We start from the raw sequence: 13,634 nt of genomic DNA on the forward strand, positions 1-13,634 counted from the left end.
ACTCCTAGGGAAATCTCTCTCCTCGCCTTTTCGGCCTTCCTCGCCCCCGCCTTGAGAAGCCTTCGAGCCGAACACACGACTCCCTCGTATTCCTCTTCCTCGTGCACCCGAACGGGGCCCGTCCCGTTCCCGCACCCGTCCGCCCGCTTGGGTGAGTGAAAGGTGGCGGCATTCCCGTGTCGATACTGGACCCGCGCGTTCCCGCCGTGCTGCTGCGCCTGGACCGCAACCCGTTCCACCACGGCACGCTCGGTGCCGTGCGCTCGTTGGGGCGGGCCGGCGCGGAGGTGCACGTCGTCGCGGACTGCGCGGCGAGCCCCGTGCCGCACTCCCGGTACCTGCACCGCACCCACCGGCCCCCGCCGCCCGACGCGGACCCGGCCGCCGTCACCGCGGTGCTCCGCCGGGTCGCCGCCGCGCTCGCCCGCCCCGCCGTCCTGATCCCCCTGGACGACGCCGGGGCGATCGCCGTCAGCCGGTCGCACCGGGAGCTCACCGGGCCGTACCTGCTGCCGGGCCGCCCCGGGGCGCCGGCCGAACGGGTCGCGGACAAGGCCCGGTTGGCGGAGGTCTGCCGGGCGCTCGGCATCCCGCACCCGCGGACCGTCCTCCCGGGGAACGCGGCCGAGGCCGGCGCGGCCGCCGAACGGCTCGGGCTGCCCGTCGTCGCCAAGTGGAGCCGCCCCTGGCTGGTGCCCGGCGGCAGCGGGCTGCGCTCCACCCTGCTGCTGCGCTCAGCAGCCGAGGCCGCCGCCCTGTACCGGCGTTCGGCCGAGGCGGGAAGCCCGCTGCTGCTCCAGGCCTACCTGGCCCCGGGACCGGGCCGGGACTGGTTCTTCCACGGGTACGCCGACCGGAACGGCGCCCTGCACGGGGGCGGCTCCGGGTGCAAACGGCGCGCGTGGCCCCCGCGCGCCGGCGCGACCGCGGTCGGCCGCTGGGTGCCCAACCCCCGGCTCCACACCGCCGCCCGGGAACTGGTGCGGACCCTCGGCTACCGGGGCGTCCTCGACCTCGACTTCCGCCACGACCCGGCCCGCGACGCGTACCACCTGCTGGACTTCAACCCCCGGCCCGGCGCCCAGTTCCGGCTCTTCGCGGACGGCCGCGGCATCGACGTGGTGCGCGCCCTGCACCTGGACCTGACCGGGCGTCCGCTGCCCGACCCGGCCCCGCTGCCCGGCCGGCGCTTCGTGGTGGAGAACCACGCGCCGCTGGCCGCGCTGACCGCCCCGCTGCGCTCCGGGCCCGCCGAACTCGCCTGGTGCGCCCGGGACGACCCCGGCCCGGCCCGGGCGCTGGCCCTGCTGTGGCCGCGGCACGCCGTGCGCCGGCTGGCCGCCCGGCTGCCCCGCCCGGGCCGCACCCCCGCCGTGTCCCCGGCGCCCCCACCGCCTCCGACGACCGACGCAGCACACGAGAAAGCGAGCAGCCGCTGATGGACGACCTCCTGGTGGTGGGAGCGGGCCCGTACGGCCTGTCGATCGCCGCGCACGCCGCGGCGGCCGGACTGGACCTCCGGGTCTTCGGCCGCCCGATGTCCGCCTGGCGGGACCAGATGCCCGCCGGCATGTTCCTGAAGTCGGAGCCCTGGGCCTCCCACCTCTCCGACCCCGGCCGGCGCTACGGGCTGGACGCCTACGGCACGGCCCGGGGCTTCCCCACCCGACACGGCGTGCCGCTGCCGGTGCGCACCTTCGCGGAGTACGGACTGTGGTTCGCCGACCGTGCGGTGCCCCCGGTGGACCAGCGGACGATCCGGACCGTCACCGCCTGCCCGGGCGGCTTCGAGGCGGTCACCGAGGACGGTGAGCCGGTGCGCGCGCGGGCGCTCGCCCTCGCCGTGGGGGTGCTGCCCTTCGTGGACGTGCCCGGTCCGCTGACCGTCCTCGGCCCCGAGCACGTCAGCCACAGCAGTCACCACGCCGACCTCGGCGCCTTCCGGGACCGGGACGTGACGGTGGTCGGCGCGGGCCAGGCGGCCCTGGAGACCGCGGCCCTGCTCGCCGAACAGGGCACCCGGGTCCGGGTGCTCGCCCGGGCCGGCGCCCTGGACTGGAACGGGCTGCCGCCGGCCTGGGAACGGCCCTGGTGGCAGGCGGTGCGCGCGCCGCACAGCGGGCTGGGCCCCGGGTGGCGCAACTGGTCCTACAGCGAGTTGCCGGGGGTGTTCCGGCGGCTGCCGGAGGCCACCCGGGCCCGGGTCGTCAGGACCGCGCTGGGCCCGGCCGGGGCCTGGTGGCTGCGGGACCGCGTGGAGGGCGCTCTGGAGGTCCTGCTGGGCCACGAGGCGGTGCACGCCGGCGTGACGGACTCCGGACGGGTGCGGTTGGAGGTGCGGGGCCCCGCCGGGGCGGTGGAGCCGCTGGTGACCGACCACGTGATCGCCGCGACGGGCTTCGCGGCGACCCGCGACCGGTTGCAGGTGCTCGCCCCGGAGCTGCGCACCGCGCTCGCGGTGGGCGCGGACGGCGCCCCGGAGCTCGGCCGGGACTTCACCTCCTCGTGGCCGGGGCTGTTCCTGGCCGGGCTGGTCACGGCGTCGACGTACGGCCCGGCGATGCGGTTCGTGTACGGCTCCGGGTACACCGCGGACCGGCTGGTCCGGGGCGTCTGCCGGCACCTGCGGCAGCGGACCGGGGAGGGGGAGCCCGTGCCGCCGCCGGTGGTGCCGGCGCCGGGCGGGCCGGCGCCGTCCCCGTCGCCCGCGGCGACCGGCGCGGGCTGAGCCCACCGGGACGGAGTCCGGGCCCCCGACCGCGGTGGTCGGGGGCCCGGGCTCCGGGTGCTGCGGCGGTCGGGGTCAGCGGCGGGCGGCGCGGGCCGCGCGCCGGTACAGCACCCCGCCGCCGAAGAGCAGGGCGGCGGAGGCGGCGGCGATGCCGAGGGTGCTCTCGGCACCGGTTGCGGCGAGCGCGGGGGGCGTGGCGCGGTGTTCGTGCGCGGGCACGATGCGCGGGGGTGCGGTGCGCTCGGGCGCCTGGGGCGTGCGCGGGGGCTGGGTCTGGGTGGACGGGCGCGGCGGGGTCACCTGCACCGGGGGCTCGGCGGGGCGCTGCGGCGGCACGGTCACCCGGGGCGGGAGGTCCACGGGCCCGGCGGGGTTGGCGCAGACGGTGCCGAACACCGGGTTCAGCAGCGCGATGACGTTGACCGTGTTGCCGCAGAGGTTGACCGGCACGCTCACCGGGACCTGGCCGAGGTTCCCCGACAGCACGCCCGGCGAACCCGCGGCCGTGCCCGAGGCGGTGCTCCCGCCGGCGAGTTGCGTGGTGCGCGCGGCCTCGGCCCGGTGCGCCGGCCGGCCGGCGGGCGCGGCGTGCTTGGCCGACTTGGCGTGCTTGCCGGACTTGGCCTTCGCCGCGGCGTGCTTGGGGCCGGTCCTCTTGGGCGCCGCGTGCTTGCCGCCCGGCGCGGACTTCGCGGGCCCGGCCTGCGCCCCGGACGGTGCCGGAGCCGACTGCCGGGCCGGAGCCGACCGGGTCGGGGCGCCCGGGCCGCCGGGGGCCTGCGGGTCGTAGGGGGGACCGGGCGGGTGGTCGACGGCGCCCGGGTGCGGGGCCCCGTCGGGGCCGGCCTGGGAGGTGGCGGGGCCGGTGGTGTTGGTGGCGCTGTTGCCGAACGTCGGGTTCAGCAGGGACGCACCGTTCACGCTGTTGCCGCTCACGTTCACGGGCACCGTGATCGGCGCCGAGACGGTGTTGCCGGAGACGACGCCGGGTGAGCCGACCGCCGCCGCGTCCGCGTCGGCGGCGAGGGCGTGTCCTCCTGGCAGGGACAGGATGCTCGTTGCGGCCGCTGCCGTGAGCACGCCCTTGCTGAGGGCCTGTCGCATGGAAGGAGTCTCCTGTTCGCCGTAGGTGCGGGAGGGGTGGGCGCGGTGCGCCCGGGAAAAAGGGGGGCGCCGGCCCCCTCCCCGTCCGGGGACGGGTCGGGGGCCGGCGGACGGCCCGGGTCCCCGAGGGGAGCGGGCCCTACCGCGGGGGGTGCGGTCCGCGTCAGGCGTTGACGCAGACGTTGCCGGCGGTCGGGTTCAGCAGCGCGAGGATGTTGACGCTGTTGCCACAGATGTTGACCGGGATGTTGATCGGCACCTGGACCACGTTGCCGGACAGGACGCCCGGCGAACCGATCGCGGCACCGTTGGCGGTCGAGTCGGCGACCGCCGGGGAGGCGGCCCCGAGGGCCAGCAGGAGGCCGGCGACCACGGCCGCCGTCTTCTTGAGCTTCACGAATTCTTCCCTTCTCTGCGGTCAGGCCGAAGTGTCGGTGGAAACCGAGCGGGCCGCCGTCGGCAGCCCGCGCCATGACCGGTGGCCTGTCAAACGACCACGGAGGGGCGAGGAAACCGAGAACGCCGCTCTTTCCGCCGGTATTCACCCGAACAACTCGAACCGCCCGCACCACGGGGTGCGGGTGGATCGTCGAGAGGTGGGGACTCCCGCTGCGGGAAATCCGGACCCGGGAATCCGGGTACGGGTTTCCGGAGGCGGGAGGCCGGGATTCCGCACGGGCGGTCGGCGCCCGGGCGGCGTCCGGTGTCCGGGCCGTACGGTGCGGGTCCCCCGCCCTCTCGGGCGGGTCGGGGGACCCGGGTCCGCACGGTCCGTGCGACGGCCTCGCGGCCGGCGCCGGTCAGTTGTTGCCGACGCCGTTGCCGGACAGGATCGGGATGTCGCTGAGGATGTGGGACAGCGGCTCGTCGCCCTTGATCTGCGAGGAGTTCTCGGCGCACTGCTGGTTCTGCGGGGAGGACAGGACGTTGATGTCCTGCGCCGTGATCGGGATGGCGCCGATGAGCGAGCCCAGGTTGGCCTTGACCGGGACGCCGAGGCAGAGCTTGTTCAGCGAACCCTGGACCGCGCCGAACTGCGGGCTGCCGTCGCCGTGGGTCTTGGAGTTGCCGTACGCCTGGGTCGAGCCGTTGCCGTTGACGGTGGTGGCGCCACCGTCGTTGCCGATCGCCATGGCGGGGACGGCAGCGGCGGCGGTGACGCCGACCACGGAGGCAGCGACACCGGCCGCGGCCATGACCTTCTTGAGCATGCGAATTCCTTTTCTGACCAGGTTGCTGGTGCCTGCTGGACAACTGCGGCCCGCCCAAATAGTTGCGGGTCTTCACCCGGTCGGCTCGGGTCACCCGGTCAGCGCAACGGATCGGCCGGCTCGGGACGCGCCACGGATTGACGACGGAAATCGAAAATCCGCGCGTCACGTGCTCCGGCGGATGGACGTCTGATTATCCTTTCGGCCCGTTCTGTTGCGGTGCGCACCGGGTGGAATTCCGCCCGCGGTCGGCGCTGAAAGGAATCCGTGATGCCGTGGAACGCATGAGCCGCACGCAGGTCCGGCCTCCCGCCGGCGCGCACCGTGCACGCGTCGAACCCGCCGGCCCTCCCGAACCCCCGGGGCCCGACCGGGCCCCGGGGGGCTGGTCGGAGCGGGAGCTGCGCCTGGTGGAGCGGCTCGCCGTGGTGCACGAGCGACTCGCCGGGCTGCACGAGGAACGGGCCGCGCTCGTCGCGTACGTGTCGCGGCTGCACGCCGGACGGATCGGTCCGCCCGACGCGACCGGCGGGCGGACCGTGCACGTCGACACCGCGGTGGGCCGGCTGAGCTGGCGGATCGCCGCGGACGAGGCGGAGCTGCTGGCCGAGGACGGCTCGGGAGCCCGTGGGGGCGCGGAGGGACACGGCCGCCCGACGACCGCCCGGGAGTCCCGTCGGGACACCGTGACCCGGCTGGCGTTCCTGCACCTGCACCGCCGGCCGAACCGCCCGGTCCGGCTGAAGAAGGCGGACGTTCCGGGTGCCGACGTCGCCCCCGCGCCGCCCGGTTAATCCATCGGGGTGAAGCGCAGCAACCAAGGGGTGCGGGGGGAGTTGGGCAGAGCGCTCCGGGACGGGCAGAGCGCCACGGGACCGGCGCCTTCCGCAGGGCCGCTCCCCGCGGGTTCCCCGGAAGGCGACACAGCGAAACACGACGCACAGCTCAAGCGAAGTACGAAGGGGAATCCCGTGTTCAAGAAGGTCATGGCCGCCGCGGCCGTCTCCGCCTCCGTCATCGGCGCCTCGGCCGCTGCCGCCGCCCCCGCCATGGCGATCGGCAACGACGCCGGCACCACCACCGTCAACGGCAACGCCGCCACCCAGGCGTACGGCAACTCCGCCACCCACGGCAACTGGAGCCCGCAGTTCGCGCTGATCCAGGGCTCGCTCAACAAGCCCTGCATCGGGCTGCCGGCCAAGGTCAACGCGGGCTCGCTGATCGGCCTCATCCCGATCACCGTCCAGGACGTCAACGTCCTGTCCTCCCCGCAGAACCAGCAGTGCGTCGAGAACTCCTCGCAGGTCAAGGGCGACGAGCCGCTGTCGCACCTGCTCAGCAACATCCCGGTGCTCTCGGGCAACGGCGTCGGCAACAACTGAGTTCCCGCACCACCGCGCGGTGTTCCGGGCCCGTCCCGGAACACCGCGGCGAACGGGCCGCCGTGGTCACACGGCGGCCCGTTCCGCGTTCCGGCCGCCGGGCGACCACGTGCGCCGGCGTGCTCACGGCGGCCAGATGTTCCGGCGCACCAGGGACTCCCACTCCGGATCGGGGCGCCCCGGCACCGTGCGTCCCGCATGCCTCCACAGCCGGGCGAGCCGGGCGTACTCCGGCTCGGGCCCACCGGGTGAGCGCTCCGGTCCCGTGCGCCCGGTGCGCGGGCGTCCGGGGCCGGTGTCGGGCGCCCGGCGGCTCACCGGGATGAGCCCCTGTCGTCGCCAGTGCCCCGGTCCGCGCCGTTCGCCGTCCCCGTTCCGTCGGTCCCCGCCGCTCCGTCGACCCGGGAGGTCCGGCCGGCGGTCCGGTCCGTCCTGTGCGTCAGTCATGCCCGTACCAACGCACGGACCGGCGTCCGTGACATGGGCAGCGCCCCCACTGGCCCCGGGCGCTCCGCCATTCGGGTCATCTGCCGCAACCCCGGGGTCGAACACGCAGTTGATCACCACGCGGCTCCACGACCAGGGGCCCGCTCTCGAAAGGGTGAGAATCATGAAGAAGCTGTGGGCAGCCGCGGCCGTCGCCGCCTCCGTCGCCGGAGTAACGGCTGCCGCCGCCCCCGCCATGGCGATCGGCAACGACGGTGGCGCCACCACCGTCAACGGCAACGGCGCCACCCAGGCGTACGGCAACTCCGCCACCCACGGCAACTGGAGCCCGCAGTTCGCGCTGATCCAGGGCTCCCTGAACAAGCCGTGCGTGGGGCTGCCGGCCAAGGTCAACGCGGGCTCGCTGATCGGCCTCATCCCGATCACCGTCCAGGACGTCAACGTCCTGTCCTCCCCGCAGAACCAGCAGTGCGTCGAGAACTCCTCGCAGATCAAGGGCGACGAGCCGCTGTCGCACATCCTGGAGGACATCCCGATCCTGTCCGGCAACGGCGCCGGCAACAGCTGACGCACCCGCCCGGGTCACGAAGGGGCCGACCGTCCACCGGTCGGCCCCTTCGCGTTGCCCGCACCGCCCCCGGGGCCGGCGGGCGGCGCCGCGGCCCGGGGCGTCTACCGTGGCCCGGACGACCGGACGACGCAGGGGGGCCACCGATGACGACCACGACCGGGACGCCGCCGCCCGCCGAGCGCGTCGAGGGCCCGGGCGACGGCATCGCCGGCCCCCGGCTCGACCTCGACGACTACGCGCGGGCGCTCGCCGAGGTCGCCGCGACGGGGCGACGGCTGACCCGCGAGGAGCTGACCGCCCGGCGCGCCCTCGGGGAACTGGCCGCCGAGGGCGGCCACCCGATCCGGCCGTTGATCGCCGCGCACCTCGCGGCCACCCGCACCCACTGGCCCGCCGCCGGCTCCCCCGACCGGGTCCTGGCCGCCGTCGAGCAGGCCGTGGACGCGGTCGCCGAGGGGTACGAACGGGCCCAGCGGGTGGCCGTCCGGCAGGAGGCGGCGGCCCGGCGGGAGTTCGTCGACGACCTGCTGTACGGGCGCAGCGACGTGGGGCGGCTCGCCGCCCGGGCGGAACGATTCGGGCTGCGGTTCTCCTCCGCGCACGCGGTGGCGGTGGCCGCCGGGCCGACCGCCTACGAGGAGGGGGACGCGGTGCCCCGGCGGGTCGAGCAGGCGCTGCTGGCCCGGTTCGGGAACCGCAGCGTGCTGGTCACCACCAAGGAGGGGCTGTTGGTGTGCGTGGCCCCCGGCGACCGGGACGACGGCGAGGGGGTCCTCACCCACTTCGCCAAGCAGGCGTACGCGGCCACCGGGGGGTCCCGGGTCGCGGTGGGCCGGCCGAAGCAGGGGGTGGGCGGAGTGGTGCACTCCTACGAGGAGGCGCTGAACGTCCTCGACCTGGCCGAGCGGCTGGACCTCGAAGGGCCGGTGCTGCGCGCCGCCGACCTGCTGGTGTTCCCGGTGCTGACCCGGGACCGGCAGGCCATGACCGAGCTGGTGCACCACACGCTGGGCCCCCTGGAGCAGGCCCGGGGCGGGGCCGGGCCGCTGCTGGAGACCCTGACCGCGTACTTCGACGCCGGGTGCGTCACCGCCGAGGCGGCGCGCCGGCTGTCGTTGAGCGTCCGGGCGCTGACCTACCGGCTGGCCCGCATCCACCGGCTGACCGGCGCGGACCCGGCGGACCCGGTGCAGCGGTACACCCTCCAGACCGCGGTGATCGGCGCCCGGCTGCTGGACTGGCCGCGGCGCGGGGGCGGCGCCCGCTGAGGGGCGGGCGGCGGCCGGGGTCGTGCCGGTGCGGGGATCGGGTTGGATGGTCGCATGACTGATGCAGGGGCGATGCCCGACTGGGAGAAGCGGTTCCGTGCGGCTCGGGTCTCGTTGCCGGGGTGGGCCGAGGACGCGCCGCAGCGGGCGCTGTTCGTGTCGAACGCGACGGGGACGTACGAACTGTACGCCTGGGACCGGGACTCCGGGGCGCAGCGCAAGGTGACCGAGCGGGCCAACGGGACCACGGACGGGGCGCTGTCCCCGGACGGCGCGTGGATCTGGTGGTTCGACGACACGGACGGCGACGAGTTCGGGATCTGGCGGCGGCAGCCGTTCGCCGGACGGCCGGCGGGACGGACCGGGCCGGACGAGCCGGCGGTGCCGGGGCTGGCCCCCGGGTATCCGGCGGGCCTGGCGATCGGCCGCGCCGGCGGGCCGGTCGTGGTGGGCCGGTCCACCGACGAGGAGGGGTCGACGATCCACGTGGTGCACGGGGACGGGCCGCCGGTGGAGGTGTACCGGCACCGGCAGTCCGCCGGGGTCGGGGACCTGTCCCACGACGGCGCGCTGATCGCCGTGGAGCACACCGAGCACGGGGACGCGATGCACTCCGCGCTGCGGGTGGTCCGGCCGGACGGGACGACCGTCGCGGAGCTGGACGACACCGCCGGGGGCACGGTGGAGCTGGGCCTGGAGGTGCTCGGGTTCGCACCGGTCGCCGGGGACGCCCGGCTGCTCGTCGGGCACCAGCGGCGGGGGCGCTGGGAGCCGATGGTGTGGGACGTGGCCTCGGGCGAGGAGCGGGACCTGGCGCTCGACCTGCCGGGGGACGTCTCCGCCGAGTGGTACCCGGACGGTTCCGCGCTGCTGGTGGTGCACGACTTCGAGGCGCGCAGCGACCTGTGGCGGTACGACCTGGGCACCGGGGCGCTGGAGCGGATCGACACCCCGCGCGGCACGGTCTCCGGGGCGACCGCCCGGCCGGACGGCAGCGTCGAGTACCTGTGGTCCTCGGCGGCCGAGCCGCCCGTGGTGCGCTCCACCTCGGGCGCGGTGGTGCTCGACCCGCCGGGGCTGCGGGCGCCGGCGTCGGTGCCGGTGGAGGACGTGTGGGTGGAGGGCCCCGGGGGCCGCATCCACGCACTGGTGCAGCGGCCCGCCGGGGCGAGCGGACCGCTGCCCACGGTGTTCGACGTCCACGGCGGGCCGACCTGGCACGACAGCGACTCCTTCGCGGCGGGCCCGGCGGCCTGGGTGGACCACGGGTACGCGGTGGTCCGGATCAACTACCGGGGCTCCACCGGTTACGGGCGGGAGTGGACCGACGCGCTGAAGCACCGGGTCGGGCTGATCGAGCTGGAGGACATCGCGGCGGTCCGGGAGTGGGCGGTGTCCTCGGGGCTCGCCGACCCGGGGCGGCTGGTCCTGACCGGCGGCTCCTGGGGCGGCTACCTGACGCTGCTGGGGCTGGGCACCCAGCCGGCCGCCTGGGCGGTGGGCATCGCCGCGGTGCCGGTCGCGGACTACGTCACCGCCTACCAGGACGAGATGGAGGCGCTGAAGGCGATGGACCGGACCCTGCTGGGGGGCTCCCCGGAAGAGGTCCCGGAACGGTTCGCGGCCTCCTCGCCGCTCACCTACGTGGACGCGGTGAAGGCGCCGGTGTACGTCTCCGCCGGCGTCAACGACCCGCGCTGCCCGATCCGGCAGATCGACAACTACGTCGACCGGCTGCGGGCCCGGGACGCCGTCCACGAGGTGTACCGCTACGACGCCGGGCACGGGTCCCTGGTGGTGGACGAGCGGGTCAAGCAGGTGCGGCTGGAACTGGAGTTCGCCCGCAGGCACCTGGACGGGCGGGGGGCCTGACGGCCCGGTCCCTCCCCGGCCGGTCGCGGCCGGCCGGGGAGGCGACCCCCGTACCCCGGTGGCGGCCGGGGACCCGTACCGTGGGGGCGTGTACCGCTTTCTGCTGACTCCGCGCTGGTGGGGCATCAACGTCTTCGTCGTGCTGGCGATCCCGTTCTGCCTGTTCATGGGCTCCTGGCAGCTGGGGCGGTTCGAGGACCGGGTCGACGACCACCGCTCGGCCACCGAGCGGACCGCTGCCGAGGACCGGGCCGAGGCCCGGCCGCTGGCCGAACTGCTGCCGGTCACCAAGGAGACGTCCGGCGAGCGGGTGAGCGCCACCGGCCGGTACGCCGAGCAGTTCCTGGTGCCCGACCGCACCCTCGACGGGAAGCGGGGGCACTACGTCCTGGGCATGCTGCGCATCGAGGGCGGACCGGCGCTGCCGGTGGTCCGCGGCTGGCGCCCCGGTGCCGCCGACCCGGCCGGGGTGCCCGCGCCGCCCGCCGGCGAGGTGACCGTCACGGGTGCGCTCCAGGGCTCGGAGAGCCCGGGCAGCGACGGGGCCCGCACCGCGGGCGGGCTGCCGCCCGGGCAGGTCGGGATGATCAGCGCGGCGACCCTGGTGAACCTCGTGCCGTACGAGGTCCAGGGCGCCTGGGTGACCTTGGACCCGGCCGACGACGGGATGACCGCGGTGCCGGCGGCGGCCCCGCAGAACACCGGGCTGGACCTGAAGGCGTTCCAGAACCTCGGCTACACCGGCGAGTGGTTCGTGTTCTCCGGCTTCGTGCTGTTCATGTGGTTCCGGTTGCTGCGCCGCGAGGTCGAGGCAGCACGGGACGTCGAACTCGGGCTGGCCCCCGCGGCCGGCCCCGACCCGGAGGCCCCCGTGGAGGGCTCCGGGACGCGGCCGGTCGATCAGGAGGCGGGCAAGGCGCCCGTGTAGTACACGGTCCCGGCGCAGGCGTTCGGGATCGTCGTCGAGGTCGAGGGCGCACCCGGGTCCGCGGTGTGCGACACCGCCACGCTGCCGTCGCTCGGCAGGCCCTCCTGGCCGCCGAGTTGGGTGACGGTCCCGGTGCCCGAGTCGAACTCCCCGCTGCCGGTGCCGGTGGTCTCCCCGGCGGAGGCGGACGGGTCGGGCGAGGGGCCCTCGGTGCCGCCCCCGCCGGGACAGGACGCGGACGGCACCCAGGCGAAGTGCACCTCGTACGCCGCGCCCGGTTCCAGGATCAACTGCGCCGGCTCCTCGGAGGGGGCCGGCAGCATTCCGCTCGCGGCGTCACCGGTGGTGTGGGTGAGCGAGGCGACCTGGGCCGGGTCGGCGGAGCCCTGGGCGACGGCGTCCACGCTGCCGCCGCCGTCGACCGTGCAGTTGCCGGCGGAGACGTTGGCGACCCGGAAGGTGCCCTGGACCGAGCCGTCCGCGCCGGGCGCGCCGAGGCTGGCCGCGGCCGAGCCGAGGTCGGTGGGGCCGCACCGGGGCGAGGTGGCGTTGTCGAAGACCGGACCCGAGCCGGGGGCGATCGGGCCGCTGCCGGAGGGTCGGTCGCCCCCGCCGCCGGTGGAGCCGGGGCGGTCCCCGCCGCCACCGGAGGTGCCGCCGCCGCCCTTGACGGGCTTCTCGGTGCTGCCCTTCCCCTCGCCCTTGGCGGGGCGGCTCGGGGCGTCGGACGGCTTGGGGGTGGTCTTCCGGGAGGGTGCGCCGCTCTGCCGCTCCGCGGGGGCGGTGCCACGTGTCTCCTCGCCGTGGCCCACGTGCGACACCGTGGTGTCGGTGGAGCCCGGCGCGTTCGCCACGTGGACCAGCGCGGGGATCGCGGTGCCCACCAGGACGGCCGCCGCGGCGACCCCCACCAGGGCCTGCCGCTTGCGGGCCCGGCGGGCGGGGACGGCGTGCCGCAGGCGTTCCAGGGCGCCGTCGGCGGGTTCGAGGCCGTCGACGCTGCGGTGCAGGAGCCGGTGGAGGTCCAGGTCGAGGTCGGCGGCGGGGGCCGGCGCCGGTTCCTCGGGGTCCTCGGCCTCGTTGACGGGGAGGTCGGCGGGGTCTTGGGCGTCCTCGGGGGCGGCGGGCCCCTCGGCCGGCGGGGCCGGGGGGGTGCCCGTGCGGTCGGTGCGGTGCGACGTCGAGCCGTCGTCGGGCCCGGTGGGGGGAGAGTCGTTCACAGGAGTGTTCCCAGCGTCTCGCTCGTTCTTCGGGGCGCGGTCGGCTCCGGGGCGGGGCTCCGGGGCGGAGCCGCTGCCGGGCGTGGGGGTGCCCCCGCGGCTCACTTCTTGGCTCCCATCGCCACCCGTAGGGCGGCTATGCCCCGCGAGCCGTACGCCTTCACGGAGCCGAGGGAGACCCCGAGGGTCTCCGCGACCTGGGCTTCGGTCATGTCGGCGAAGTACCGCAGCACGAGGACCTCGCGCTGTCGGCGCTGGAGGCCCTTCATCGCCTGGATCAGGGCGTCCCGCTCCAGTTGGTCGTAGGCGCCCTCCTCGGCGCTCGCCATGTCGGGCATCGGCTTGGAGAGCAGCTTGAGGCCGAGGATGCGGCGGCGCAGCGCGGAACGGGAGAGGTTCACGACCGTCTGCCGCAGGTAGGCGAGGGTCTTCTCGGGGTCCCGGACGCGTTTGCGCGCGGAGTGCACCCGGATGAACGCCTCCTGGACGACGTCCTCGCAGGAGGCGGTGTCGTCGAGGAGGAGCGCCGCGAGGCCGAGCAGCGAGCGGTAGTGCGCCCGGTAGGTCTCGGTGAGGTGGTCGACGGTGGTGCCCTCCGCCGGTACGTCCTCCGCGCCCTGGCGCGGGGTCGGCACCGACGTGGGTCGGGTAGCGGGCACGGGGGCGATCACCGGCATGCCGCCGGGCGCGACGGCCGCGCGGGGCCGTCGGGGCGGACGCAGGGCGCTGCCGCGCACCTGGACCTTCGGGAAGTCGAGTACCTCTGCCACGCCAGTTGGACGCGTTCCCCGGGCCCAGGGTTGTACGCGATGGACTCCCGAGTGGTTCCGGTGGTTCCGGGCGCTCTGCCCGGCCCGGCGTCATCCGCCCACATGCGTACCAGCTCTTCCCTCGCCCCGA

General features: G+C 75.8%; 14 protein-coding genes. 8 read left to right on the forward strand and 6 right to left on the reverse strand.

Features of this window, described 5'->3' with window-relative positions; all coding sequences use genetic code 11:
• The first annotated feature begins 176 nt into the window (after positions 1 to 176).
• Both ACSMX9_RS12380 and ACSMX9_RS12385 read left to right on the forward strand, forming a co-directional pair.
• Positions 177 to 1,439 (forward strand): carboxylate--amine ligase, encoded by a 1,263-nt coding sequence (locus tag ACSMX9_RS12380; protein WP_445402365.1) that lies wholly within the window; start codon positions 177 to 179, stop codon positions 1,437 to 1,439.
• Entirely contained in the window at positions 1,439 to 2,728 is a 1,290-nt protein-coding gene (locus tag ACSMX9_RS12385) for an NAD(P)-binding domain-containing protein (RefSeq protein ID WP_445402367.1), read from the forward strand. Before ACSMX9_RS12380 ends, ACSMX9_RS12385 begins: the two co-directional genes overlap by 1 nt.
• Positions 2,729 to 2,803: 75 nt before the next feature.
• Here ACSMX9_RS12385 and ACSMX9_RS12390 read toward each other — a convergent pair whose 3' ends face one another.
• The 3 genes from ACSMX9_RS12390 to ACSMX9_RS12400 form a co-directional block, all read right to left on the reverse strand.
• Positions 2,804 to 3,835 (reverse strand): chaplin family protein, encoded by a 1,032-nt coding sequence (locus tag ACSMX9_RS12390; protein WP_445402369.1) that lies wholly within the window; start codon positions 3,833 to 3,835, stop codon positions 2,804 to 2,806.
• 163 nt (positions 3,836 to 3,998) lie between these two features.
• On the reverse strand, positions 3,999 to 4,232 hold the full coding sequence (locus tag ACSMX9_RS12395) for a chaplin (RefSeq protein ID WP_351238043.1): 234 nt from the start codon (positions 4,230 to 4,232) through the stop codon (positions 3,999 to 4,001).
• A 403-nt stretch (positions 4,233 to 4,635) separates the two neighbouring features.
• Positions 4,636 to 5,046 carry a rodlin gene (locus ACSMX9_RS12400; protein ID WP_445402371.1) on the reverse strand — a complete coding sequence of 137 codons (411 nt, stop codon included), beginning with the start codon at positions 5,044 to 5,046 and terminating at the stop codon, positions 4,636 to 4,638.
• A 284-nt stretch (positions 5,047 to 5,330) separates the two neighbouring features.
• Here ACSMX9_RS12400 and ACSMX9_RS12405 point away from each other — a divergent pair, with 284 nt between their 5' ends.
• Both ACSMX9_RS12405 and ACSMX9_RS12410 read left to right on the forward strand, forming a co-directional pair.
• Positions 5,331 to 5,840, forward strand: coding sequence for a hypothetical protein (locus ACSMX9_RS12405; RefSeq protein WP_445402373.1), 510 nt, complete (start codon positions 5,331 to 5,333; stop codon positions 5,838 to 5,840).
• A 177-nt stretch (positions 5,841 to 6,017) separates the two neighbouring features.
• The gene (locus ACSMX9_RS12410; RefSeq protein ID WP_351238037.1) at positions 6,018 to 6,428 is read left to right on the forward strand and encodes a rodlin; all 411 of its coding nucleotides are present in this window, start codon (positions 6,018 to 6,020) and stop codon (positions 6,426 to 6,428) included.
• Between the two features lie 123 nt (positions 6,429 to 6,551).
• Here ACSMX9_RS12410 and ACSMX9_RS12415 read toward each other — a convergent pair whose 3' ends face one another.
• Positions 6,552 to 6,875, reverse strand: coding sequence for a hypothetical protein (locus tag ACSMX9_RS12415; protein ID WP_351238035.1), 324 nt, complete (start codon positions 6,873 to 6,875; stop codon positions 6,552 to 6,554).
• Positions 6,876 to 7,038: 163 nt separating this feature from the next.
• Here ACSMX9_RS12415 and ACSMX9_RS12420 point away from each other — a divergent pair, with 163 nt between their 5' ends.
• The 4 genes from ACSMX9_RS12420 (at position 7,039) to ACSMX9_RS12435 (ending at position 11,514) form a co-directional block, all read left to right on the forward strand.
• Positions 7,039 to 7,443, forward strand: a complete 405-nt coding sequence (locus tag ACSMX9_RS12420; RefSeq protein WP_445402375.1) for a rodlin — start codon at positions 7,039 to 7,041, stop codon at positions 7,441 to 7,443.
• A gap of 146 nt (positions 7,444 to 7,589) precedes the next feature.
• Positions 7,590 to 8,714 carry a PucR family transcriptional regulator gene (locus tag ACSMX9_RS12425; protein ID WP_445402377.1) on the forward strand — a complete coding sequence of 375 codons (1,125 nt, stop codon included), beginning with the start codon at positions 7,590 to 7,592 and terminating at the stop codon, positions 8,712 to 8,714.
• Positions 8,715 to 8,768: 54 nt separating this feature from the next.
• Positions 8,769 to 10,586 (forward strand): S9 family peptidase, encoded by a 1,818-nt coding sequence (locus ACSMX9_RS12430; RefSeq protein ID WP_445402379.1) that lies wholly within the window; start codon positions 8,769 to 8,771, stop codon positions 10,584 to 10,586.
• 88 nt (positions 10,587 to 10,674) lie between these two features.
• The gene (locus tag ACSMX9_RS12435) at positions 10,675 to 11,514 is read left to right on the forward strand and encodes an SURF1 family protein (RefSeq protein ID WP_445402381.1); all 840 of its coding nucleotides are present in this window, start codon (positions 10,675 to 10,677) and stop codon (positions 11,512 to 11,514) included.
• Here ACSMX9_RS12435 and ACSMX9_RS12440 read toward each other — a convergent pair.
• Both ACSMX9_RS12440 and ACSMX9_RS12445 read right to left on the reverse strand, forming a co-directional pair.
• A complete protein-coding gene (locus ACSMX9_RS12440; protein WP_445402383.1) occupies positions 11,487 to 12,734 on the reverse strand; it encodes a hypothetical protein in 1,248 nt (415 codons plus the stop codon). The genes ACSMX9_RS12435 and ACSMX9_RS12440 overlap by 28 nt on opposite strands.
• A gap of 101 nt (positions 12,735 to 12,835) precedes the next feature.
• Entirely contained in the window at positions 12,836 to 13,504 is a 669-nt protein-coding gene (locus ACSMX9_RS12445) for a SigE family RNA polymerase sigma factor (protein WP_351238024.1), read from the reverse strand.
• Positions 13,505 to 13,634: the final 130 nt, after the last annotated feature.

Source organism: Streptomyces sp. LE64 (assembly GCF_052606915.1).

Coding starts and splice junctions, on each gene's coding strand:
- ACSMX9_RS12385 (WP_445402367.1), top strand. CDS start 1,439: ATGGACGACCTCCTGGTGGTGGGAGCGGGCCCGTACGGCCTGTCGATC.
- ACSMX9_RS12390 (WP_445402369.1), bottom strand. CDS start 3,835: ATGCGACAGGCCCTCAGCAAGGGCGTGCTCACGGCAGCGGCCGCAACG.
- ACSMX9_RS12400 (WP_445402371.1), bottom strand. CDS start 5,046: ATGCTCAAGAAGGTCATGGCCGCGGCCGGTGTCGCTGCCTCCGTGGTC.
- ACSMX9_RS12405 (WP_445402373.1), top strand. CDS start 5,331: ATGAGCCGCACGCAGGTCCGGCCTCCCGCCGGCGCGCACCGTGCACGC.
- ACSMX9_RS12415 (WP_351238035.1), bottom strand. CDS start 6,875: ATGACTGACGCACAGGACGGACCGGACCGCCGGCCGGACCTCCCGGGT.
- ACSMX9_RS12420 (WP_445402375.1), top strand. CDS start 7,039: ATGAAGAAGCTGTGGGCAGCCGCGGCCGTCGCCGCCTCCGTCGCCGGA.
- ACSMX9_RS12425 (WP_445402377.1), top strand. CDS start 7,590: ATGACGACCACGACCGGGACGCCGCCGCCCGCCGAGCGCGTCGAGGGC.
- ACSMX9_RS12430 (WP_445402379.1), top strand. CDS start 8,769: ATGACTGATGCAGGGGCGATGCCCGACTGGGAGAAGCGGTTCCGTGCG.